The organism is Niallia nealsonii (assembly GCF_002835805.1).
In the GTDB taxonomy this organism is placed as follows: Bacteria; Bacillota; Bacilli; order Bacillales; family Cytobacillaceae; genus Niallia; species Niallia nealsonii.
Map to the genome: position 1 here is coordinate 25,131 of NZ_PISE01000001.1, position 24,245 is coordinate 49,375.

Below are 24,245 nucleotides of genomic sequence, written 5' to 3' on the forward strand. Positions count from 1 at the left end.
TTATTCTACATTAATAATTTCCAAATAAATAAGGTTAAAATATGAACAGCGCATATATAAAGGTAAAGTGGGGATATATACAAATAGCCTTCATCTTGCTTTTTAAAGTAGTGCTACTTTATTTTAAAACGGATATTTTTTACAATTTTTAAGAAAGGCTGACAAACAGCATGATAAACAAAAAATCTACAATAAACAAAAACCTCCTGAATATCAGAGGTTTTTGCTTATCTATCTATTCTTAGCTTTTTGTGCTAATTTTAACAGTTCTTTTGCATGTTTTTTTGTTAATTCCGTAATTTCTGTCCCAGAAATCATACGTGCTATTTCTTTTACTTTGTCTTGTTTGGGGAGCGGGGTAACGGTGGTGGAAGTTCTGCCATCTTGAATATTTTTTGCAATAAATAAATGCGTGTCAGCCATTGCAGCAACTTGTGGCAGGTGAGAGATGCATAAAACTTGAGAATCATTAGAAACATGAGCAATTTTTTCAGCGATTGCTTGGGCCACTCGTCCACTTACACCAGTATCGACTTCATCAAAAATAATGGATGTAATACCTTGATGTTTAGAAAAGATGCTTTTTAATGCAAGCATCATCCGAGACAATTCTCCACCAGATACAATTTTTGACAAAGGTTTTAATGGTTCTCCAGGATTTGTGGAGATATAAAATTCCACTTCATCTATTCCATTTTTTGTAACACGCTCTTCATTTTGCTTAATCTTCACTTCAAATACTGTTTTTTCCATATATAATTCTTTTAGTTCTTTATGAATATCATCGGTTAATCGCTCTGCTGCCATTTTCCGCAACACCGTTAATTCATTTGCTTCTACTAATAGATCTGAATGAAGGCTCATCAGTTCTTTTTCCAGCTTGTCTATATGTGTTTCTTTATTCTGCAATGTTTCTAATTCTTCCGCAATTTTGGCTGCATACTCTACTATTTCTTCGACTGTTTTCCCATATTTTCTTTTAAGCCCACTTATTTCATTTAATCGGGACTCAATCTCATTTAAGCGTTCCGGATCATATTCAAGAAAATCTAAGCTATTGCGCAATTTGCTTGCCACGTCTTCCAACATATAATAACTATTTGATACAGATTCCGCCATTGTTTTATATTCATCATCAAGTGTCGCAGCATCTTCTAAATGTCCCATTGCTTCACCAAGCCAGTCTAACCCCTTTTGTTCTCCTCTTAAGCTATTATAACTTGTCTGGATGCTGTCAAAGATGCGTTCATAATTCATTAGCCTTTTTCTTTCTTCCATCAATTCTTCATCTTCTTGGATGCGTAAATTTGCATTCGTTATTTCCTCATGCTGAAATTGCAGCAAATCAAGCCTTTGTGCCATTTGCTGTTCATTTTCGGTGAGTTTGCTTAGTTTTTTCTTTGTTTGGACATAAGACTCATAAACTTCTTCATATTCCTTTATTACTGTGCTTATTTCATTAATAGCAAATGTATCCAATAAATTCAGATGTCTGGTTTCATCCATTAATTCTTGATGCTCATGCTGGCCATGAATATCAATTAAACTTGATCCAATTTCCCTCAATGTAGAAATGGTAATAAGTTTTCCATTTATTCGACAAACGCTTTTACCGGAAAGAGCAATGTCACGTCTTAGAATAATCGTTCCTTCTTCAATATCCACTCCAAATTCTTGCATTTTTTTAAAACAAGGATGTCCATCCTCTATATAAAATAAGCCTTCAATTTCGGCTTTTTCTTCTCCATGTCTTACAAACTCTGAGGAACCCCGTCCTCCTACAAGCAGATTAATCGCATCAATAATAATGGATTTACCTGCACCTGTTTCACCAGTTAAAACTGTTAACCCCTTTTGAAAAGAGATTGATAAACTATCAATAATAGCAAAGTTTTTTATAGATAATTCACTTAACAACTATTGTCACCTCTTTTTACAGCATATCAAGAAAACGATCTGTTATCGTTTGTCCATCTTCTGTCGTTCTGCAAATAATTAAACATGTATCATCTCCGCAAATTGTTCCCAAAATCTCTTCCCAGTCAAGATTATCAATTAGTGCACCAATCGCTTGTGCATTTCCTGGCAATGATTTCAAAACCAATAAATTTCCCGCAGAATCAATTTTCACAAAAGAATCGACCATTATTCTTTTTAACTTTTGCAGAGGATTAAAACGCTGATCTGCCGGAAGACTATATTTGTATCTGCCGTCTGTCAAGGGTACTTTCACTAAATGAAGTTCTTTAATATCTCTAGAAACCGTTGCCTGCGTTACATTAAATCCTGCTCTTTTTAATTCATCCACCAGTTCATCCTGTGTTTCCACATCATTATTTGTAATAATTTCCCTTATTTTAATATGTCTTTGACCTTTATTCATATTTATCACCCTTTAATGATGAATGTACAAATTTTAGGTTTCTTTATATGTAAACCCTTATTAATTATCCTGCATATTAACAAATATCCTGTACATTCTATTTTTAGTTTTTGACAAAACTCCTGTTTATTCTACAACTTGCATCAGTTTCTCCTCATTATACTATACAATTATTTATTTTTTACAATCTAAAGAGGAATAAGTTTCACTTATTCCTCTTTAGCCATTTGAAAAAATCATTCTTCTTTTTTTGCTTTTAGTTCATTATGTGCAAATGTGACCGTTTCGTTAATAAGGGTTGTAAAATCTAACTCCTCATTACTAGGCTGATTATCCCAATGTAAATGAAGCAAAAATTCAATATTGCCATCCCCTCCTGTAATGGGGGAAAAGGATATGCCCTTTACTTTGTAGCCTTCTTGCACAGAGAAATTAATAATTTTTTCCAATACGGAAACATGTACTTTTTTATCTCTTACAATTCCTTTTTTGCCGACTTGCTCCCTGCCTGCTTCAAATTGAGGTTTTACTAATGCAATAACATCACTTTTTTCTACTAGCAATGTTTTTAAAACAGGCAATATTAATTTTAGGGAAATAAATGATACGTCAATGGAAGCAAAATCTGGCATGCCTTCCTTTAAATCCGCTGGTGTAACATAACGAAAATTAGTTCTTTCCATAACGATTACCCGTTCATCTTGTCTTAGCTTCCAAGCAAGCTGATTGTATCCTACATCTAAAGCATATGACATCTTTGCTCCATTTTGCAAAGCACAATCCGTAAATCCTCCTGTTGAAGAACCGATGTCAAGAAGCACTTTATTTGCGATATTCACATCAAATACTTCAAGGGCTTTTTCCAGCTTTAAGCCACCGCGACTCACATACTTTAATGTTTTCCCTTTAACAGTCAGTTTAGATTCTTTATTTATTTTTTCACCTGGCTTATCCATTCTCATTTCTTCACAATAAACAGTCCCTGCCATTATTGCTCTTTTTGCCTTTTCTCTTGTCTCAAATAACCCTTGTTCTACTAATAAAATGTCTACTCTTTCTTTCTTCATCTAATCCTAAGCCCTTTTTTGTTTTTTTTTAGCAATTGAAGATATTCTTTTTACTGCTTCTTCTGTAGTTAAATGAATTTCATTTAATAAAGATTGAACATCTCCATGTTCAATAAATTCATCAGGTATCCCCATTCGATCAATGCTGCTTGCATCATATCCATGATTGTGGGCAAACTCTAATACAAAACTTCCAAATCCTCCTTGAAGGACAGCTTCTTCAATAGTCAAAATCGGTATTTGCATATTTAATAAATCCAGCATCATCGATTCATCAAGAGGTTTAATAAATCTTGCATTGATTACCTTTACTGAAATCCCTTGTTTTCCTAGTATTTCACTTGCTTCTAATGCCATTTCAATCGTTGTGCCAAATGTTAATATCGCTGCATCTGATCCTTCTTTTAATACTTCCCATGAGCCAATTGGAATCGTTTTAAGATCCTCATCCATTTTGACTCCTAAACCATTGCCTCTTGGAAAACGCATAGCAATCGGACCATCATTATATTGAATTGCTGTATTTACCATATGCTGCCCTTCATTCTCATCTTTTGGCATCATCAGCACTAAATTAGGCATATGCCGCAAAAAGGCAATATCATAAACGCCTTGATGTGTTTCTCCATCTGCTCCGACTAATCCTGCACGGTCAATGCCAATAAAGACATTACATTTTTGGCGGCACACATCATGAAGCATCTGATCATAAGCTCTTTGCAAAAAAGTGGAATAAATCGCCAAAAACGGCTTCATCTTTTGTGTAGCAAGTCCAGCCGCTAATGTTACTGCGTGCTGCTCTGCAATGCCGACATCTACCATACGATCAGGAAATTCCTTTGCGAACGCTTCTAATTTAGAACCTACAGGCATCGCAGGTGTAATAGCGACAATTCTTTTGTCTTTTCGCGCAAGCTTCAGTACTGTATCACTTACTAATTTACTCCATGCAGGTGGAGTATTAACAGGTTTAATAATATCCCCTGTCTCAATCTTATAAGGTCCTGTTCCATGCCATGTCCCAACTGTATCTTCTTCTGCTGGAGAGAAACCTTTTCCTTTTTTTGTCAAAACGTGCAAAAGTACAGGTCCTTCTGTTTTTTTAGCATAATTTAATTGCTCCAGTAAATCTTCATAGTTATGTCCATCTACAGGTCCTAAATACGTAAATCCTAGTTCTTCAAAAAATACGCCTGAAACAAGCAGATATTTTAAACTATCTTTAATTTTTTCTGCTGTAGCGGCTAATTTCCCTCCCACTGCAGGGATTTTTTTCATCAGCATTTCTAATTCATCTTTTGCCCATTGGTATTTGCCTGCCGTTCTTAATCTGCCCAATACTTGATGAAGAGCTCCGACATTTGGTGCAATAGACATCTCGTTGTCATTTAAAATAACAATCATATTTTTCTTTTCGTCCCCAATATGATTAAGAGCCTCAAGAGCCATGCCGCCTGTTAATGCTCCATCTCCAATAATGGGAATAATATAAGAATCTTCTTTTTTCAGATCACGAGCAACTGCCATCCCCATTGCTGCAGATAAGGAAGTAGAACTATGGCCTGTTTCCCACACATCATGTTCACTTTCATTCATTTTCGGAAATCCAGACAATCCTTTATATTGTCTTAACGAATGAAACTCGCTGGCTCTTCCAGTTAAGATTTTATGCACATAAGATTGATGGCCCACATCCCAAATCATTTTATCTTTTGGACTATTAAAACATTTGTGCAAAGCAATTGTCAGTTCTACTACCCCTAAATTCGGCCCAATATGCCCACCTGTTGCAGCTAATTGATTGATTAAAAAATGACGAATTTCTTCACTAAGTTTCTCTAGTTCATTTATCGATAGATCTTTTAGAAAAGATGGATTTTTAATCGACATTAAATCCATACATAACAACTCACTTTCATATCAAGTATACCGCCCATAAAATTTCACCTTTTATATAGCATACATTCTTTTTTATTTTTTCATACTAACTATTAAATCCGATTATTTAAAAAAGCTTTTATGAATGGATAAACAATATTCATAATAAACATTAAATATGTATTATACCATTGTATCCTAGAAAACAGTAAGCCATTTCCCCTAGGAATTAAAAAAACCCTCCATATTGTAAAGTTTTTTTATGATTACTGTTACTTTACAACGCTTTCATTTCTTCAAGATTTTATTTTTTACAAAATAAAATCTTGAAGTCAATTTACCCTTTGTTTTTATATAGATAAAAAAACCGCTAACACTCAGGTGTAACGGCTATTTGATTCCTTTATCTATTTTAGCATAAAGCCTCTGTATTATGAATTTTACCACTTTTATCTATAGTGTAAACCACCCGTTCCTTTTAACTTACCCGATTAGCCACCAAATCAGTTATTGCTTCTAGGATGCCCGTATCAAGAGATAATTCAGAAAGAATTGCTTTTGCTTTATTAATATGTGTATCGAGCTCCTTTTTCGCTCCATCCATTGTCAAAAGAGCAGGATACGTACTCTTATGATTATACGAATCACTGCCAACTCTCTTACCAATTAATTCTTCATCGCCCTCAAGATCTAATATATCGTCTCTTATTTGAAAAGCTAAACCTAAATGTTGGGCAAAGTTTGTTAACTGTTGCAGTTGCTTCTGATTCCCTTTACTTAAAACCGCTCCTAAGAGAACACTTGCAATAAGCAATTTTCCTGTTTTATGAATATGGATATACTCAAGCTCTTCTTGGGAAAGTTTTTTCTCTTCTCCTTCCATATCAGCAACCTGCCCTCCAACCATTCCTTCAGGGCCTGCTGCTTGAGAAAGAATTTCTATTGCCTTTACTATTGTTTCTCCATTAAACTCTTTTTGCATTTTTGTCAGCAGCTGAAAGCTATATGTCAAAAGGCCGTCTCCTGCAAGAATGGCAATGGCTTCTCCGTATACTTTATGGTTTGTCGGAATTCCTCTTCTTAGATCATCATCATCCATGCTTGGCAAATCATCATGAATAAGAGAGTATGTATGAATCATTTCTAAGGCAGTTGCTGGTAGAATCCCTTTTTTTGGATCTTCTCCAAATGCATGCATAGTCGCAAACAATAATAATGGACGAATCCGTTTGCCTCCAGCACTAAGGGAGTATGCCATTGCATCTTTAATGATAGACGGTGCAGAAAGCTGGTCAATGCTTTGTTTTAGCTGCTCTTCTAATAACTTTTTATACGTTTTGGTAAAATCATTAAGAGATGAATATTGCAATGGATTATTCCTCCTCCGATATGGAAAAAATCTCTTTTTGACCATTATCTAAAACAATCTCTGCAAGCTGTTCTTCCACATTTTTTAATTTATCATGACAGAATTTAGAAAGTTCCATTCCTTTTTTATATGTATTAATTGCTTCTTCTAATGGAACATCTCCCTCTTCTAATTTTTCAACAATTTTCTCCAATTCATCCATTGCTTCTTCAAAAGATAGATTTTTCTGTTCAGCCAAAATGGATCACTCCTTAATTTTAATCACTTTTGCTTCTATAGAACCATCTGAAAGCTTTACTTCTAGTTTATCATTTTCCTTCAGCTGCTTAATGCTGCTTAATAGTTTGCCGTTATCAAGATATGCTAAATTGTATCCTCGTTCCATTATTTTTAATGGACTTAACGCATCCATGGTTTGAATGAGGGATTGAAAACGATGCGTTTTTTGATTATAAATAAGCATCATATTTCTTTTTAAGTTTTTTTCCAAAACATTTAAATCACTATCTGCTTTTTTTACTAACTCTGATGGGTGATTTCTTTCCAATTGTTTTGTAAAAAGCATCCATTTTTCTGTTTGCTTCTCTTGAAATTTTTTCATATTGCGTAAGAGCAGCTCTTTTTGCCTATCCAATTGTTCCATTTTTTGTTCATGGAGAACTTTTGGATAACGGAAGGCATAAGATTTTTGAATTTGCTGGAACCTTGTCTTTTGAACATCCACTTTTTCTTTTGCGGCACGTATTAATCTTGCTCTTCTAGACAAAATCCTTTCCATAACATCTTCTATATTTGGTGCCGAAAGTTCGGCTGCACCTGTTGGTGTAGGCGCTCGTAAATCGGCAACAAAATCAGCAATGGTAAAGTCTGTTTCATGACCAACAGCTGAAATAATCGGCACTTGCGAAGAAAATATCGCCCGTGCTACTTCTTCCTCATTAAATGCCCACAATTCTTCTATTGAACCGCCTCCTCTGCCAACAATTAGAACATCTATTGGCGGCTCCTGTAAATTTGCTTGATTGATGGCCTGAACGATGGAGGGGGCTGCTGCATCACCTTGTACGAGGGCAGGAAATATGATGATTTTAGCTATTGGATATCTTCTTTTTATTGTTGTTAATATATCTCTAATAGCTGCACCTGTTGGAGAAGTAATAACTCCAATGGTTTTCGGGTATTTAGGGATGGGTAGCTTAAATTTTGGTGAAAATAAACCTTCTTGTTCTAACTTTTTTTTCAATTGCTCGTATGCTAAATAAAGATCGCCAATACCATCTGGCTTCATTTCATGAACATACATTTGATACTGGCCGCTCGGTTCATAAACGGTTACACTTGCTTTAATTAATACCTTCATACCATTTTCTGGTTTAAATTTCATTCCTTGGTTGCTTCTTGCAAACATCACAGCAAGGATTCTTGCTTTATTATCCTTTAATGTAAAATACATATGACCGCTAGTATGCTGTTTAAAGTTAGAAATTTCACCTTTGACATAAACTGCATGCAAATGAGGATCGGCATCAAATTTTCTTTTTATGTATTTAGTTAACGCTTGTACAGACAAATATTTTGTTTCCATTTATTGTACTCCTTATCTAAAAGGATTCGGAAGGAATAAAACAAGCTTAAATTACTCCTCCCATAACATTTTTATTTACTGATTTTTTTTATTTTTGACAAAACTCCATTTATGAATTTGCTTGACTGATCATCGCCATAAAGTTTAGCAATTTCTACTGCTTCATCCATTACTACATTTGCCGGCACTTCGCCACCAGCATATAAAAGTTCATAAATAGACAATCTTAATAGATTTCGATCTACATTAGCAAGTCGTTCCATCGTCCAATTTTCTAAATGTTTTTTAATGATTTCATCAATTTCCTGCTGGTTCTCTAATACACCATCGACAAGACTTGTTAAATAGGCATCCTGTTTTTCTCCGTCTAACGCATGTACAATCGCTTCTTCTTTATCTGTTTGACTAAGGTCAATTTGAAATAATGCTTGCAGTGCTTTTTCTCTAGCAGTTCTTCTTTTCATTTTTAATCTTTAGCTCCTTTAACATCTTAACCATTTGTATTCCATCAAATCATATTACCAAAAAGCTGTTGTTTGTAAACTAATTTTATATAAGATAACGAACAGATCTAATCATAGGCACTTAATCTCTACTATATTTTTAGCGTCAGTTACATTGCAGCTGCTACTGAGCCAATTTTGTTTATTTAGTGTGTTCTATATGAAAATAAACAACTTTATGCTACACAGCTTTTTGAATAGAATAAAACAATCTCACTTTCTAAAAAGATAATAGCACAAATAACTAGAAACTTCTATGTGCTCTTTCATCGTTTTTTCCGCCCATTTATAGTCAGAAAAATTGCATATTAAAAAGGTTCTGCTAAAGAGTACTGTGGATTTTTGCTTCCTTTAGCCTTTTGGAAAGGAATTAAATTGCAAATCATTTTATTGATATTATTAATGAACATCATTTGACAAAAAAAGACCGCCAAGGATTTTAGTCAACCTCCGTTTTAATAAAGATACTGTCTCTTCACCAAAATGGAGACTATCCACTAGCAGTCTTTTTTATGATTATCTACTATATTTCTTGATCATATTCCGCTTCTTGCGTTTTTTGTGCTTCAAACTGAATGCCAACAACATGAATATTCACTTCTTCTGCAACTAGTGCAGTCATATTGATTAAAGTTTGACGAATATTGTCTTGTATTTTCTGTGCGACTTGTGGAATAGACACCCCAAAAATCATCACACAAAATACATCCACTTTAATGCCTTCTTCTGTCAGCTCCACCTTAACGCCTTTGCTGTGGATTTTTTTCCCTAGCTTCTCTACCACACCTGAAGCAAAATTGCCTCTCATTTGTGCAACACCTTCTACTTCTGATGCAGCAATTCCAGCAATTACTTCAATGACTTCAGGAGCAATTTCTACTTTGCCTAAACCATTTTGTTCTTGATTCATTTCTAAAATTGTATTATCTGACATAATTATTTCCTCCTTTTAATCTTCTGATTTCATCAAATCATACATTTCTAAAAACTTTGTGTTGAAATCTCCGTCCACAAACTTTTTATGATTAAGGAGTTGCAAATGAAACGGTATGGTTGTATGTACACCTTCAATAACAAATTCGCTGAGTGCCCTTTTCATGCGAGCAATTGCTTCTTCTCTTGTTTGGCCATACGTAATAACTTTAGCGATCATGCTATCATAATATGGAGGAATAGAATAGCCTGGGTATACTGCAGAATCTATTCGCACTCCTAAGCCGCCTGGCGGCAAATACATATGTATTTTACCAGGAGATGGCATGAAATTTTTCGCAGGATTTTCTGCATTGATGCGACATTCAATAGCCCATCCAGTAAATGTTACATCTTTTTGCCTAATTTCAAGGGGTTTTCCTGATGCAACAAAGATTTGCTCTTTAATTAAATCAACACCAGTAACCATTTCTGTAACAGGATGCTCTACCTGAATCCGTGTGTTCATTTCCATAAAGTAAAATTGTCCCGCACGGTAGTCGTAGATAAATTCAACCGTTCCAGCACCTGAATATCCGACCGCTTCTGCTGCCTTAACCGCAGCTTCGCCCATTTTACTGCGCATTTCTTCCGTTATAACAGGAGATGGAGTTTCTTCTAATAGTTTTTGAAGTCTTCTCTGAATAGAACAGTCTCTTTCTCCTAAATGGATAACATGCCCATAATTATCTGCAAGCACTTGAATTTCTACATGGCGAAAATCTTCAATATACTTTTCTAAATAAACACCAGCATTTCCGAAGGCAGTTAAAGCTTCTTGCTGTGTAATGCTGATCCCCTTAATAAGCTCTTCTTCTGATTTGGCGACACGAATTCCTTTCCCTCCGCCTCCAGCAGTCGCTTTAATAATGACAGGATAGCCGATTTCAGCCGCTAAAGTAATTCCCTCATCTAAATCTTGGATAATTCCTTGTGATCCTGGAACAATTGGCACACCCGCTTTTCGCATTGTTTCTCTTGCTATATCCTTTGTGCCCATTTTATTGATTGCTTCAGGACTTGGACCAACAAAAGTAATATTGCAATCTCGGCATAATTCAGCAAAGCCAGCATTTTCTGCTAAAAATCCATAGCCTGGATGGATAGCATCACTTCCTGTTAATGTAGCTGCACTTATTATGTTCGTAAAATTTAAATAACTGTCTTTAGATGCTGTTGGTCCAATACAATAGGCTTCATCTGCTAGTTGGACATGAAGCGAATCCTTATCTGCTTGCGAATAAACAGCAACTGTTTCAATATTAAGTTCTCGGCATGCTCTAATAATGCGGACAGCAATTTCCCCTCTGTTTGCTATTAACAGTTTTTTTATCATTGGTTAAACCCTCTCTTTATTAAGCCTTTACTAAAAATAATGGTTCGCCATATTCTACAAGTTCTCCATCTTTTACAAGAATTTCTACGATCTCCCCATCTACTTCTGCTGTTATTTCATTAAATAATTTCATTGCTTCGATAATGCATACAACAGAATCCTTTGTTACTTTATCTCCTACTTTTACATACGCATCTTTATCAGGTGATGAAGATGCGTAGAATGTGCCTACCATAGGAGAAGTAATTTTATGTAAATTTTCATTCACTTCTGGTTTTTCTTCTTTGGCAGCTGTTTCTAAAGGTGCACTTGCCATCTCTACTATTTGCGGTTTTGTTTGAGGAACAGTTTGTACAGCAGAAACCATCACTTGTTCACCATAATTTTTTTTGATTTTTAATTTTGTTCCATCTTGCTCATACGAAAAGTCATTTACATTTGATTCGTTTATTAATTGAATTAGTTCTTTTATTTCTTCTATTTTAAACATGTAAAACACCCCTTAAATAATTCATTTATGACTAGCTACTAATATCATACGATAAGACCTTATCATAGTTCAACATTCTTCTTTAATCAAGTGCTAATCGGTTCGTTTTATGCTGCTTTTGAAAATAGATATGTTTCTTGCTCTCTCCATTCTATCATACCATTTTCAAGCTAAAATAACTAATACAAGCCGTATAGCCCCCTTCTTTTTAGCATTGCCATTTATGGAACACTTAATATAAAAAAGGAGAAAAGATTATGCATCTTTTCCCCTTCTATTGCTAATATAAAACTTTTTTATTTGCTTGGATCAAATTTAACCGCAACATATGCTCCTGGTTCATTCATATTTTTGCGTACTAGTTGAATAATATCATTTGCAGCTTCTGCAGAAAGTTTATCCGCTTTAACGGTAACATTTACTACTCCATCAACAGAACGTACAAGTACATCATCATAATTATCTGCTTTTATTAATGTTTCTAGCATTTTCTCCTGATCTGCTACTTCTCTTAATTGATCAATTTTCTCTGCTGCTTCACTTTTTTGCTCTGCAGTGGCTTCAGTTGACCCCATTACATCTGTTAATTCCTCTTCTTTAGCGCTTCTTTGATCCTCGAGTTCTAAACGTTTTTCATCAAACTCTTCATCTGATCCCACTGTAGAAACAGTACTTCCATCTGTTTTTGTATCACTTGCAGATTGTTCGTTTGTGTCTGTTTTTGATGCTGCTGAGTTATTTTGTGCTTCTTCTTTTGCTTTGCTTTCTTCTCCTGTTGCAAATTCATTTGATGTTTCAGGCGATGTAATATAATAAACAGACAAGACCACTACTAAACTTAACATTGTTAATAACCAAACCGTTTGTTTTTTTAATAACATAAGCTAAATCCTCCTTAAGATTGTTTTGGCATGACAGAAACACGATGACTTGGTACATCTAGCGCCCTTGTTACAGCCTCAATTATCATGCTTTTAATTTTTATATTTTCAGCTCCTTTTGCAACAATGAGAACACCCCTTATTTCGGGTTTTTTCGTCTCTACTACAACAGGAACTTGTTTATCGCCATTTTGGACTATCACTAGCTGTGATTCTGTAGAGGCATCTTCCACTTGTCTTTTTCCCCCTTGAGGATCTGTTTCTTCTGTTGTTTGGTTTTGCGTTGTTGTATTTTTTTCATATATTTTTTTTTCTGTTGCATCAACATTCACATACACCGTTGCGTTTTTTACCCCTGATATATTATTAATAGCCGCTTTAATCTCTTCTTTATATTTTTCTTCATAATCTATTATTCCACTAGATCCCTGTGATTTTTGCCCAAATGTTTCTTCCGCCACAGGTGAACTTGTTACAGTGGCAGCTTCTTTGGTCGAATCATTATGAAAAAACATATTGCTTAAAAGCATAATGGCTGCTCCAAACAGTGCTACAATAATTAAATACTGCACTTTCCCTTGCTTGTTTCCTGGGCCGCCATTGTTAGTAAATATCCTCTTTAACGAACTAATTGGTCCCTTTTCTTTATCCATTTGTTTCACTCTCCCCTCCTTCTGTTACAATGTCGATATTTTCATCTTTTACATCCCACTTATTGGCAAGAAATGATGTTATGCTGTCTGTATCTACTTGTAGTTGGTCAGATTTAGGAGAATCAGGATTTTGGGTATTAATATCCACTGTTTTAACTGCTTCCACTGCATTTTCATTTTGTTCTCCATCCCCTGGCTTTAAAGAAATAACCAGCTTTTCCAAATTTTCAGGAAAACTTTTTTCACTGCCTTTGTCCACTGTTATACTAAGTGTTTCTATTTCAATTCCGTATTGATTTACCAACTCCTTATTTGCATCCTCTTTCATTTGGACAGCCATTTTGTTTAATGTATATTCATCTAATGATGCTTGTATTTCTTTTTTCTGCAATTCCATTGAATTTTTTATATTTTTTTCATCGGAATTTTTAAAAGTTGCCTGTGCAACAACATCTTCAAAATCATGATTCACGAGTTTAAAGACTGGTGTTAAAATAACGGTAATAAGCAATAATCCTGCAACCATCTTCGCATATTTTTGAAAGGAGGAATTTGGCAATAACATATCCACAACTGTTGCTAGAAGTACAAATAGAATAATATTTGTCACCCATTCGGTAATAAAGCTCAATTCACTTCCCCGCCTTTCTACTTAACCATCATCGTTAAATTTCCGGCTGCAATAATGACGGTAATTGTGAGGAAAAACATTAAAGATACAACCGCAAGTGCGGCAAAAACATATAATATACTTTTAGAGATAATATCGAGGCATGTAATAACAGGACCTCCGCCTAATGGCTGTAAAACGGCTGCGGCAAACTTATATATAAATGAAATCATTAAAATTTTTACTGCTGGAAATGCCACAATAAAAAGCAAAATGGCAACTCCTGCAATCCCAACCGAATTTTTCAAAAGCAGACTTGCATTAATAACTGTATCTGCTGCGTCTGTAAACATTCGGCCTATAACAGGAATAAAATTTCCTGTTACAAATTTTGCTGTTTTAATCGTTATTCCATCGGTTACAGCGGAAGACGCGCCTTGCACAGAAATAACACCGAGAAAAATCGTCAAGAATAAGCCTAATATGCCGATGCTGATATTGCGCAAGAGATTAGCGAGTTGCGTTACTTTATATTGTTCAGATAAGGCACTGACTATATGGAGCAATGTTGCTAAAAACAGTAGCGGAAGAACAATATATTCTATCAGCATGCCGCTTGTATTCATCAAAAAAAGAATAACTGGATGAAAAAATGCAGCTGAGATGACCCCACCAGATGCTGCCATCAATGCCAATAAAAGAGGAACAAGAGCTAATATAAAACCAGTCATTGTAGAAATTGCTTCATTTGCGAATGTTACAGCTACATGAAAACTATTTAAAGCAAGAATAATAAGAACCATAAATACAATCCCATACGCAACTTTGCTGATAGAACTTTTTTCAAAAGAGTTTTGCAGCATTTGCAAAAGCATGCTAAAAATAGTTAATAATATAAGCGAACCCAGCAACTTTCCGTTCACAATAATTTCATGAAAAGCAAATTTCATCATGCCAGAAAAAAGTCCTTGCAAATCAATTGAATTTCCATTTTTTATAAAATCGTATAAAGTTCCTTTTTGGCTTTCCGGTAAAAAACCGCCATATTCTTGGGTAATATGTTCCCAAAAACCTTTTAACTCCTCTAAATTCAACTTATCTATTTGGGAATCAACCATTTGTTGCGTATTACTTGCACTTGCATTTGTTTCTTCCTGTTCTTCTTCTTGAGGCGATGCTTGGACAGTTGGAATAAATAGAAAAAAGAGAATGGTCATAAACAGTAGAATGATGTTTAGTTTTGTTTTCATTTCTTCACCTCTAGCATTAGAACAATCTATAAACGCTAATTTAGTTTGGTATCATATTAATGATCGTTTCTACTAAAACAGTTAGAATAGGAACCGCCATGGACAAAATAATGATCTTTCCAGCTAATTCTATTTTGGAGGCAATGGAAGCTTGTCCAGCATCCTTTGTAATTTGAACAGCAAATTCAGCAATATAAGCAATTCCTACTATTTTTAATATCGTTTCTACATATACTGTATTCACTTTTGCATTTAAGGCAATCTTCTCAATCATATGGATAATTGCTGCAATTTGGTCCACTAGAAAAAGAAAAATCGTACATCCGACAAACACAACAAGCAAAAAAGCGATATTTGGCTTTTGTTCTTTTATAATTAAGACAAGAAATGTAGAAATTAAAGCAATTCCTACTATTTGAAGAATTTCAATGATGATATCCTCCTTTAGCCTTGAAATAGAAATACAGACTTAATTTTCTGAAATAAATCTTCTACTATATTTGCAACCATAAACAAAATATAAATAAATCCAAAAAGCGTTACCCACTGTGCATATTCTTTTTTTCCTACTTGATCCAAAATAGTGTGCAAAAAAGCAACCACAATTCCAACACCCGCTATTTTAAAAATGATATCTACCTCTAAACCCATCTTATTCTCCTCCTACAACTAACTACATCAATAAAATAACGATTAATAAGCCAGAAAGAACCCCTAAACTTTTTACCATTTTTTCATATTTCATCTGATTATTTCTTGCTTCTGCTTCTTCTCTTTCTAGATGGGAAAGGGTCAGTAATATTTGTTTTTGCTGAGAAATCCGATCATGTCTGCCCAATGTTTCGCCAAACTGCTTCATAATTTCTAATTCTGGCTGTTTCATCGCCGTACTTGTCCAGATTTCTTCTAGACTTTTTGACCAGGCATCTCTTACTGTTGTTTCTTCCTGCTCAAGCTTATTAGAGAACTCAGAAAAAAAAGTAGAAAGAGGAGAACTAAGCTGTTCTGCCAATCTTCTAGCTGCTTCATGCAATGGTGTATGAGCGTACATAATTTCTGCTTCTAAAGACTGCAGCGCCGCTTTTAACTGCCTCAATTGTTTAGGTCGTTCACTTAATACTTTGGAAAACTCCATACCGCCCCAGCTTGTAGAAGCAAGAATAATAATCGCTCCAACAATTTTGATCATGAAGTTGTCACCTTCATTTCCTTAGACATTAATTTTCCATCTTTATTTTTGATCGCTCCAACTGTTCCAGGACCATTTTTTCTATTCAATTCAATAAAACGGTCAAATATGCCCATCTCTATGATTGGCTTTAATACTGGTCTATTTTTTATTTCTTCTAGTGTCCTTCCATGTGTTGTCATGATTAATTGAACACCCGCATTCACTGCTTCAAGAATCGCTTCTCCGTCCTCTTTTCTCCCTACTTCATCTACTATCAGCACATCTGGACTCATGGAACGGATCATCATCATCATTCCCTCCGCTTTCGGACAGGCATCAAGCACATCTACTCGTGGTCCAAATGTCATTTGTGGCACGCCATGGATAGAGCCGGCAATTTCCGACCTCTCATCCACAATGCCTACTTTGCTAGGAGTTTTTTTATATTTTTTATCCCCATTTGATATATACCTGGCAATGTCTCGTAATAAAGTTGTTTTTCCCGTTTGGGGTGGACCAATTATCATTGTATGAAACCATCTGTTTTGCTTATGCAAAAAAGGAATAAAAGATTCTGCAATCCCAATTTTTTCTTTTGCTATCCGAATATTAAAGCTTGCTACCTCACTAATTGCCTTTACCTTGCTGCTTTCTAAAACTACTTTTCCTGCTAATCCAACTCTATGTCCTCCAACAATAGTGATATAACCTCGTTTTAATTCTTCTTCCATTGTATAAACAGAATATTGACTAATCTTATTTAATAGATGGTCAGCATCTTCCCTTGTAATAGTGGAAGGGAAAAAAATTGGTTTTCCATTTATACATACTTCCAATGGACGATCGATTCTAATTCTTATTTCTTCGATTCCTTCTCTTTGATTTGGAGGGATTGTGAGAACTTGTTCTGCAATACGTTTAGGCAAAAATGAATAGATCGAATTCACAAAGAGTTCCTCCTTTTTAGGTTGTCCAACAGTTTTTAGAGATTAGTAAGCTATTGCCTACCTGTCCTTTAATTTCATTTTCTTAATAATGTGTATGCATGATTAGTGAAATTATTCCTTTTTGCTCTATCCCTTTTTATTTTTAATAGAGGGATTTTTTCCTATTATCCATAAATATTCTTCTCGACCTAAAAGCATAGCCATTAATTACTCCACTCTACTTTATTTGCCTTGTTTTAATTGAAAGGAAAACTCCCTATCATTTGGAAGTTTAATTATAGATACACACTCAAACAATAAGCTGTAGTGTAGTTATTTTTGAAATGATAATGGAGGCATTCTAAAAATGAAGAAATTAACCATATGTTTGTCTTTTTTGGTCTTTGTATTTATCCAAACAACCAGCGGAACAGTTTCTGGAAAAGACGGGCCAAAAAACATTATTTTATTGATTGGAGATGGAATGGGTTTAGGACAAATGGAGGTCGCCAGATTATTTGAATATGGCAAACAAGGGCGTCTCTACATAGAAACCTTGCCATATACTGCCCTTGTCCATACTTATTCCGCCAATAATCGAGTAACGGATTCTGCTGCTGGGGGAACAGCAATTGCTATTGGAAAAAAAACAAAAAATGAAATGATTGGCGTCAACTCTAATGGCAAAGAGGAAAAAAGCATCCTCGATTCGTTTAAAGACCATCTTTATAAAACCGGAATCGTTACGACAAATTCTGTTACGGATGCAACACCAGCCAGTTTTACTGCAAGTGTAAAAAACCGTTGGGACGATCAACAATCCATTGCAAAACAGCAATTGCAAAATAAGGTTGATGTAATTATGGGCGGGGGATTAAGCTATTTTGGAGCCAATAAAAAAGGCGATGCTAACCTGATTAGCCTATACAAAAAAGCTGGCTATCAATTTGTTGCAACAAATCAGGAGCTGAAGGATGCAAAAAGTGATAAAATCTTAGGGCTCTTCGGGCCAAAACATTTAAACTTCAAACTAGACCGAAAAGAACTGCATAGCCAAGAACCGACATTAACAGAAATGACTGCCAAAACAATTGAAACACTTTCTAAAAATTCCAAAGGTTTTTTTGCAATGATTGAAGGAGCTAGAATTGACCACGCTTCCCATGCAAGTGATCTAACAAGTATTTGGAAAGAAACGATAGAATTTGATGATGCTGTAAAATATTGTGTAGAATGGGCAAAAAAACATCCTGATACATTGGTACTCGTTGCAGCAGATCATGAAACAATGGGGATTTCAGCCTCTGAACCGATGGACATTAAAGCATTAAAAAAAATTTCGGTTACTCCGCATTATATGGCAAGTCAATTGCAAAAAAACAAAAACGGAATCGGCTATACCAATGAAAGCATTAGAAAAGTATTTAAACAATATGCACATATGACATTATCGAATAGAGATATTGCTTTATTTCAATCGGATATAAAAACTGATCAAGGACAAGTTTATCCAGAGCAGCAAGTTGCTTGGGAAATCGGCAATAGAATTGCTAAACACTACCATGCCGGTTCATTAGATCGAAGCATTGAAAAATTAAGCACCACAGGGGGACATACTAGCAATATGATTGCTGTATTTGCATATGGAAAAGGGGCAAGTCAGTTTCATGGAGTTATGGATAATACCGATATTCCAAAAAAGCTAGCAAAGTTAATGGGGTTTGCTTTTTAAATCCGCATCCTGCACACACTTCGCTTTCTGCGGGCGAGCGTCAAGCCTCCTCATCACTCTGCTCCCTGAGGGGTCTTGTCTTTCTCGCTTTTCCCGCAGGAGTCTACGTGTATGCAGGATGCTAAGCATTTCTTTCCCATTTTCTTATGCTAAAACAACAAACTTTGGGAAAACAGCCTTTAGAAAAGAGCAAAAAATAGGACGAGCATCCAAGCTTGCAGCAAATTATAAAGCTGCAAACTTTTTATTGTTTTATTTTAAAAAAAGATTCTGGTAGTGAGGAATACATAAATATTAGCGTTTACATATCCTTTAACCTCTATCAAACTTTCTTTATAAAACTAGTCCAAGCCTTTTTTATCTACCTTCATACCATACTACTATATTCAATATAATGGAGGTGAATTTACTAATGTTTATTTTTCCAACATCTATAACGACTATCAGTAATCCCTTTCAAAATAAAGGTCCTAATAAACATTTTGGCACAGATTTTGCTGCAAAGGGAGTTCATGAAATAGTTGCAACCGCTAGTGGAACTGTATCAAAATCGTATTACTCAAACAGCTATGGAGAATGTATTATGATAATTCATACAATAAATGGAAGAGTATACGAAACCGTTTATGCTCATTTACAAAAGGGATCCCGCAAAGTGCTTGCTGGACAAAAAGTGAAGCAAGGACAACTTATCGGCATAATGGGCAGTACAGGAAATTCAACTGGCCAGCATTTACATTATGAATTGCATCTTGGCAGATGGAACGACGCAAAATCAAATGCTGTTGATCCAATGAACTACCTGACTGCAGCCAGCCAAAGTATTCAATATTTAAACTATGTAGTAAAAAAAGGCGATACTTTAACAAAAATAAGCAAACAATATCAAACAACCATTAATGCCATTATGCAGGCCAATAATTTAAGTGACAAAAATTATATTTACGCAGGACAATCATTAAAAATTCCTTTTAAGTAGGCTAGTACAAAAATCAACAGTTAATGTTAATATAGTCAAACTTTTAAATATCGTTTTCTTCTACTATCTCCAGCATAATAATCCATTTTTTAATTATAAACAAAAAAAAAGCAACCTTTTAAGGTTGCTTTTTTTCAGCCGCATTTGCCGCTTAGGTGTATGGAGTTTCAAAACCTGCTCCACCAGGTGGGTGTTCGCAAAAGATTTCTTCATATGTCCTTATGAATTAATCATAAAGCCTGCTGTTCCGTCTTTAATATAGAACTCCCTAATTATCGATAAAGGTTGAAACTTCATACGATAACGTACAACGCAGCTTTTATATTTATATAATACAAGAAAAAGATATAAAACGCAAATGGTAATAATCTTTACTTGGCATTATATATTTTTTAGGTTTATTCCTTACGCGCGAGAAACATAGCTAGCTTCAGTTGTATTAATGATCAATTTGTCCCCTTGATTAATAAAGAAAGGAACTTGAACAATTAATCCTGTTTCTAACGTAGCAGGTTTTGTACCACCAGAAGCAGTATCGCCTTTAATGCCAGGCTCTGTTTCCGCAACTTCTAATACAACCGTGTTTGGAAGTTCTACACCAAGTGTTTCTGATTGGTACATCATAATTTGCACTTCCATGTTTTCTTGAAGGAATTTCAACTCATATTCAATTGCATTTTCTGACAATTCAATTTGATCATATGATTCTGTATCCATAAATACATGTTGATCCCCATTTGCATATAAATATTGCATTTTGCGGTTATCAATTTGAGCTTTTGCTACTTTTTCTCCAGCTCTAAATGTTTTTTCTTGAATAGCTCCTGTACGTAAATTTCTTAATTTAGAACGAACAAATGCCGCTCCTTTTCCTGGTTTAACATGTTGGAAATCAATAACTCTCCAAATCCCGTTGTCTACTTCAATCGTTAAACCTGTTTTAAAATCGTTTACAGAAATCATGTAAATAATCCTCCTAATCTTACTTCAAAATAATAAGTTCTTTTGTTGAATGGGTTAAAGCTTCATTATGAACATCTGTTATCAATGTATCATCTTCAATACGAACTCCACCAAGACCTGGAACATAAATGCCTGGCTCTACTGTAACAACCATGCCTGGTGCTAAAATAATTTCTGATTTAGCGGAAAGACCTGGTCCTTCATGCACTTCTAAACCGATACCATGGCCTGTTGAATGCCCAAAATTATCACCATATCCATGTTCTGTTATGTAATCCCTAGTTAGAGCATCTGCTTGAATTCCTGTTAAGCCTGGTTTTATTCCGTTCATGCCTTTTAATTGTGCCTGCAAGACTATTTCATATATTTCTTTTAATTTTTCGTCCGGATTGCCTACAGCTATTGTTCTTGTAATATCTGAAACATATCCATTATAGTAAGCGCCATAATCCAATGTTACGAAATCACCATCTTCAATAACTTTATTTGTTGCAACACCATGAGGCAAGGCAGATCTTTTCCCTGATGCTACGATTGTATCAAAGGATGATGAAGTTGCACCTGCTTTTCGCATAAAAAACTCTAATTCATTCGAAACTTCCAACTCTGTTTTCCCAACTTTAATAAAATCAAGAATATGAGTAAAAGCTGCATCCGCAATCTTGGCTGCTTCCTTTAATATCTTAATCTCTTGGGGACTCTTAATCAAGCGTAACTTTTCAATCAGACCAGAAACAGGCACTAATTCGCCTTTTATCGCACCTTCGTAAATTCTATAATCCGTAAAAGTCATATAATCTTGTTCAAAAGCAAGTCTTTTTATCCCCAGCTTTTCTGCTTGAACAGCCACTTCTTTATAAATAGGTCCTGTGTGCTGAACAATTTCAAATCCCTTACATTGCTCTGCTGCTTGTTCCATATACCGAAAATCTGTAATGAACTTTGCTTCTTCCCCACTGATTAGCACAACCCCGCTCGTTCCAGTAAAATTGCTTATGTAACGGCGGTTGTAGTTGCTTGTTATCAACATTCCATCTGCATTTTCTTTTATTAATGCTTCTCTTAATTTTTGTAGTTTTTCCATTTTTCGCCTCTCCTTGCCCGCTTTTATTCTTTTGGCACTATGTATTTCCTATGCAAAACGTACTCCATTTAAAAACGATTCATCGACAGTATTTTATCATAGTTTTATTATCCTTCACTACTCGAAATATTTGAATTAGCTTTTTTTTCTTTCATTTTTTTGGTTTGAATTTCACTTTCTTCATATGAAATAGTATAGCCGACAAACACCCCATAAAGTACATATAGACAAGCCGATGTAATCAATGTATCTCTCTTTAGCTTTAAAAAAGGATCCATGCTTGGAAATATTGGATTCAGTACAATAAAAACAAAGGCAAATAAAGCAAGGCCAAACCCTATGCTTATGTATATTTTTTTAAACTTTCTTAAAGCAAGATAATAAGCAAAAGCTGCTCCAGTAGAAAGCGCTCCAAGTACTATTATACTAATGACCGTTCCAAGCCACCCTCTTTTCCACTCTCCAAGCGCCCATGGTTCTAAAAGAATATTAACTGGAATCTCTGTAAAATTTAAATAGTATGCAAGATAGCCAATCGATGACCAAACCATCCCTCCTATCATCCCCGTCCAAATAACGAGTGCAATAAATGACATTGGCTTTTCATGCTGTTTTTTTTTCTCCTTACTTTGCTGTTTATCATTTGACATAATAGATACCTCCAACATGTTTTTTGGAAAAAATCTTCCTCTCTTAACATAAACTAATGCTGTATATAGTATCACCGTTATCTTGCTGTTCATTCCTTCTGAATCAGATTCATACAGTGAAAGTAAATAAGGCGTTAGGCTAGTTGTTTTGCGATATTTTTAGTAATATAGAAATAGGTATATACAGCAATTCGATTTTCTTCTTTACTAACAGAAAAAATATTTATATTTTGCTGTTTCATCAAATTTAACCTGAGGCTGGTGTAACTTTCATGGGAAATGAGCAAAAACCTATTTATGGGGGGCAAGCAGTGGTAGAGGGAGTAATGTTCGGGGGAAAACATCATTACATCACTGCTATTAGACGCAAAGATCAAACAATCGAGTATTTCCATCTTCCACGCAAACATAATCAAAAATTTGCGAAACTAAAAAAAATCCCTTTCGTGCGAGGACTTGTTTCCATTATTGAAGCAAGCGGAAACGGCACAAAACATTTAAATTACTCAACCGACCGCTATGATGTGGATCCGGAAGAAGATTATAAATTAACAGAACAAGAACCTTCTAAATTAACCATGATACTTGGTGTTGCAGCAATCGGCATCCTATCCTTTTTATTTGGAAAATTTATTTTTACATTAGTTCCTACTTTTTTAGCCGCACTTTTTCAGCCGGTAATCAGCGGACATTTCGGGCAAATTTTATTAGAGAGCTTTTTTAAGCTAATTCTTTTGTTAAGTTATATATACTTTGTTTCTTTAACTCCATTAATTAAAAGAGTATTCCAATATCATGGGGCAGAGCATAAAGTAATAAACTGCTTTGAAAATGGATTAGATTTAACCGTAAAAAATGTTCAAGCACAATCTCGCCTTCATTACCGATGCGGCAGCAGTTTTATATTATTCACTGTATTTGTTGGATTATTTCTTTATCTATTTTTTCCGACTGATTCCCTGGTGGAACGTGTATTAAGCAGAATAGCGCTAATACCCTTCGTTTTAGGAATTTCTTTTGAAGTTCTGCAACTAACCAATAAAGTCAAAAACGTTCCAATTTTAAAATATTTAGGGTTGCCTGGTTTATGGCTGCAGCTTCTAACAACAAAAGAGCCAAAGGATGATCAAGTAGAAGTAGCGATTTTTTCATTTAAAGAGCTTGTACGAAGAGAACAAGAAACAGCACAACACAATGCATCATCGATTTAGCTGATAAATTAGCAAATAACACAAACTTTATATTCCATATTTAAAATTTTTTTTAAAAAACCCCTTCATTTATTGCTAAATTATTTAAATTTGAATAAACTTTTGTAATTACTCGTTTAAAATTTTAAAAAAATGCTTATCATGCTTTTAGGGAGGTGGCTTTTTTGAAGAATCGTATTTCAATAGCAGTCATCAGTTTCGTGATTTTATTTGCTTCAATCGGTTTAGTATCCAGACTAATTACAGACCCAATTGGTTTTGTAAAAAACATTGCGGTTTTATTAGTAGTTGGTGTACTTATTTGGTTTATTGCTCAACGACTATACAAAAGCAGCCCTCAAAAAAAAGAACAGAAAGCTTTTATTAAAGCAGCAAAAAAATCTAAAAAAAGGCTGAATTTTAAGGAAAAATCCTCAAATAAACCAGCTAGTCTAAAATCTAATTCTTCCTTAAAAGCAAAAAAATTTAAGCGCAGTACTACTTCAGCGCATCTTACTGTTATTGAGGGCAAAAAAGGAAAAAAAAAGAATCGGGCTTCTTTATAGAAGTTCG

The 24,245-nt window shown here is 34.8% G+C and carries 26 protein-coding genes and 1 other RNA gene; 4 read left to right on the forward strand and 23 right to left on the reverse strand.

What is annotated here, in order from left to right; translation table 11 throughout:
- Positions 1 to 231: 231 nt before the first annotated feature.
- The 19 genes from recN to spoIIIAA all read right to left on the reverse strand — a co-directional run bounded on the left by recN (position 232) and on the right by spoIIIAA (position 17,095).
- Positions 232 to 1,917: a DNA repair protein RecN gene (gene recN / locus CWS01_RS00120; RefSeq protein ID WP_101174951.1), complete on the reverse strand. Its 1,686-nt coding sequence runs from the start codon at positions 1,915 to 1,917 to the stop codon at positions 232 to 234.
- Positions 1,918 to 1,933: 16 nt separating this feature from the next.
- A complete protein-coding gene (gene ahrC / locus CWS01_RS00125; RefSeq protein WP_101174952.1) occupies positions 1,934 to 2,383 on the reverse strand; it encodes a transcriptional regulator AhrC/ArgR in 450 nt (149 codons plus the stop codon).
- Between the two features lie 236 nt (positions 2,384 to 2,619).
- Positions 2,620 to 3,450, reverse strand: a complete 831-nt coding sequence (locus CWS01_RS00130) for a TlyA family RNA methyltransferase (protein WP_101174953.1) — start codon at positions 3,448 to 3,450, stop codon at positions 2,620 to 2,622.
- A 6-nt stretch (positions 3,451 to 3,456) separates the two neighbouring features.
- Positions 3,457 to 5,349, reverse strand: a complete 1,893-nt coding sequence (dxs, locus tag CWS01_RS00135; protein ID WP_101174954.1) for a 1-deoxy-D-xylulose-5-phosphate synthase — start codon at positions 5,347 to 5,349, stop codon at positions 3,457 to 3,459.
- 457 nt (positions 5,350 to 5,806) lie between these two features.
- Positions 5,807 to 6,697, reverse strand: coding sequence for a polyprenyl synthetase family protein (locus CWS01_RS00140; RefSeq protein ID WP_235851943.1), 891 nt, complete (start codon positions 6,695 to 6,697; stop codon positions 5,807 to 5,809).
- 4 nt (positions 6,698 to 6,701) lie between these two features.
- On the reverse strand, positions 6,702 to 6,935 hold the full coding sequence (gene xseB, locus CWS01_RS00145) for an exodeoxyribonuclease VII small subunit (protein ID WP_101174956.1): 234 nt from the start codon (positions 6,933 to 6,935) through the stop codon (positions 6,702 to 6,704).
- A 6-nt stretch (positions 6,936 to 6,941) separates the two neighbouring features.
- Positions 6,942 to 8,282: an exodeoxyribonuclease VII large subunit gene (gene xseA / locus CWS01_RS00150; protein WP_101174957.1), complete on the reverse strand. Its 1,341-nt coding sequence runs from the start codon at positions 8,280 to 8,282 to the stop codon at positions 6,942 to 6,944.
- Positions 8,283 to 8,353: 71 nt separating this feature from the next.
- Entirely contained in the window at positions 8,354 to 8,746 is a 393-nt protein-coding gene (nusB, locus tag CWS01_RS00155; RefSeq protein ID WP_101174958.1) for a transcription antitermination factor NusB, read from the reverse strand.
- 562 nt (positions 8,747 to 9,308) lie between these two features.
- The gene (locus tag CWS01_RS00160) at positions 9,309 to 9,719 is read right to left on the reverse strand and encodes an Asp23/Gls24 family envelope stress response protein (protein WP_101174959.1); all 411 of its coding nucleotides are present in this window, start codon (positions 9,717 to 9,719) and stop codon (positions 9,309 to 9,311) included.
- Between the two features lie 15 nt (positions 9,720 to 9,734).
- Positions 9,735 to 11,093: an acetyl-CoA carboxylase biotin carboxylase subunit gene (gene accC / locus CWS01_RS00165; RefSeq protein WP_101174960.1), complete on the reverse strand. Its 1,359-nt coding sequence runs from the start codon at positions 11,091 to 11,093 to the stop codon at positions 9,735 to 9,737.
- A 19-nt stretch (positions 11,094 to 11,112) separates the two neighbouring features.
- Positions 11,113 to 11,583 carry an acetyl-CoA carboxylase biotin carboxyl carrier protein gene (gene accB, locus CWS01_RS00170; protein WP_101174961.1) on the reverse strand — a complete coding sequence of 157 codons (471 nt, stop codon included), beginning with the start codon at positions 11,581 to 11,583 and terminating at the stop codon, positions 11,113 to 11,115.
- Positions 11,584 to 11,879: 296 nt separating this feature from the next.
- Positions 11,880 to 12,464, reverse strand: a complete 585-nt coding sequence (locus tag CWS01_RS00175; RefSeq protein WP_101174962.1) for a SpoIIIAH-like family protein — start codon at positions 12,462 to 12,464, stop codon at positions 11,880 to 11,882.
- Between the two features lie 14 nt (positions 12,465 to 12,478).
- On the reverse strand, positions 12,479 to 13,117 hold the full coding sequence (spoIIIAG, locus tag CWS01_RS00180) for a stage III sporulation protein AG (protein ID WP_101175039.1): 639 nt from the start codon (positions 13,115 to 13,117) through the stop codon (positions 12,479 to 12,481).
- Entirely contained in the window at positions 13,110 to 13,748 is a 639-nt protein-coding gene (gene spoIIIAF, locus CWS01_RS00185) for a stage III sporulation protein AF (protein WP_101174963.1), read from the reverse strand. The genes spoIIIAG and spoIIIAF overlap by 8 nt, the downstream gene beginning before the upstream one ends.
- A gap of 17 nt (positions 13,749 to 13,765) precedes the next feature.
- Positions 13,766 to 14,977, reverse strand: a complete 1,212-nt coding sequence (spoIIIAE, locus tag CWS01_RS00190; protein WP_101174964.1) for a stage III sporulation protein AE — start codon at positions 14,975 to 14,977, stop codon at positions 13,766 to 13,768.
- 40 nt (positions 14,978 to 15,017) lie between these two features.
- On the reverse strand, positions 15,018 to 15,413 hold the full coding sequence (gene spoIIIAD, locus CWS01_RS00195) for a stage III sporulation protein AD (protein WP_101174965.1): 396 nt from the start codon (positions 15,411 to 15,413) through the stop codon (positions 15,018 to 15,020).
- Between the two features lie 8 nt (positions 15,414 to 15,421).
- The gene (spoIIIAC, locus tag CWS01_RS00200) at positions 15,422 to 15,628 is read right to left on the reverse strand and encodes a stage III sporulation protein AC (protein WP_101174966.1); all 207 of its coding nucleotides are present in this window, start codon (positions 15,626 to 15,628) and stop codon (positions 15,422 to 15,424) included.
- A 22-nt stretch (positions 15,629 to 15,650) separates the two neighbouring features.
- Positions 15,651 to 16,166 carry a stage III sporulation protein SpoIIIAB gene (spoIIIAB, locus tag CWS01_RS00205; RefSeq protein ID WP_101174967.1) on the reverse strand — a complete coding sequence of 172 codons (516 nt, stop codon included), beginning with the start codon at positions 16,164 to 16,166 and terminating at the stop codon, positions 15,651 to 15,653.
- Complete coding sequence (gene spoIIIAA / locus CWS01_RS00210) at positions 16,163 to 17,095, reverse strand: stage III sporulation protein AA (protein ID WP_101174968.1); 933 nt, start codon at positions 17,093 to 17,095, stop codon at positions 16,163 to 16,165. The genes spoIIIAB and spoIIIAA overlap by 4 nt, the downstream gene beginning before the upstream one ends.
- Positions 17,096 to 17,441: 346 nt before the next feature.
- Here spoIIIAA and CWS01_RS00215 point away from each other — a divergent pair, with 346 nt between their 5' ends.
- Both CWS01_RS00215 and CWS01_RS22835 read left to right on the forward strand, forming a co-directional pair.
- Positions 17,442 to 18,806, forward strand: coding sequence for an alkaline phosphatase (locus tag CWS01_RS00215; RefSeq protein ID WP_101174969.1), 1,365 nt, complete (start codon positions 17,442 to 17,444; stop codon positions 18,804 to 18,806).
- Between the two features lie 412 nt (positions 18,807 to 19,218).
- Positions 19,219 to 19,785, forward strand: a complete 567-nt coding sequence (locus tag CWS01_RS22835) for a peptidoglycan DD-metalloendopeptidase family protein (RefSeq protein WP_193603740.1) — start codon at positions 19,219 to 19,221, stop codon at positions 19,783 to 19,785.
- 131 nt (positions 19,786 to 19,916) lie between these two features.
- Here CWS01_RS22835 and ssrS read toward each other — a convergent pair.
- The 4 genes from ssrS to CWS01_RS00240 form a co-directional block, all read right to left on the reverse strand.
- Positions 19,917 to 20,107, reverse strand: a non-coding RNA gene (gene ssrS, locus CWS01_RS00225) — 6S RNA.
- A gap of 83 nt (positions 20,108 to 20,190) precedes the next feature.
- Entirely contained in the window at positions 20,191 to 20,748 is a 558-nt protein-coding gene (gene efp, locus CWS01_RS00230) for an elongation factor P (RefSeq protein ID WP_101174971.1), read from the reverse strand.
- 19 nt (positions 20,749 to 20,767) lie between these two features.
- Positions 20,768 to 21,832, reverse strand: coding sequence for a M24 family metallopeptidase (locus CWS01_RS00235; RefSeq protein ID WP_101174972.1), 1,065 nt, complete (start codon positions 21,830 to 21,832; stop codon positions 20,768 to 20,770).
- A gap of 107 nt (positions 21,833 to 21,939) precedes the next feature.
- Complete coding sequence (locus CWS01_RS00240) at positions 21,940 to 22,482, reverse strand: YqhR family membrane protein (protein ID WP_101174973.1); 543 nt, start codon at positions 22,480 to 22,482, stop codon at positions 21,940 to 21,942.
- Between the two features lie 272 nt (positions 22,483 to 22,754).
- On the opposite strand from CWS01_RS00240, the gene CWS01_RS00245 reads away from it, so the two are divergent.
- Both CWS01_RS00245 and CWS01_RS00250 read left to right on the forward strand, forming a co-directional pair.
- A complete protein-coding gene (locus CWS01_RS00245) occupies positions 22,755 to 23,693 on the forward strand; it encodes a DUF1385 domain-containing protein (RefSeq protein WP_101174974.1) in 939 nt (312 codons plus the stop codon).
- Positions 23,694 to 23,848: 155 nt separating this feature from the next.
- Positions 23,849 to 24,238, forward strand: coding sequence for an SA1362 family protein (locus CWS01_RS00250; RefSeq protein WP_235851944.1), 390 nt, complete (start codon positions 23,849 to 23,851; stop codon positions 24,236 to 24,238).
- Positions 24,239 to 24,245 lie beyond the last annotated feature (7 nt).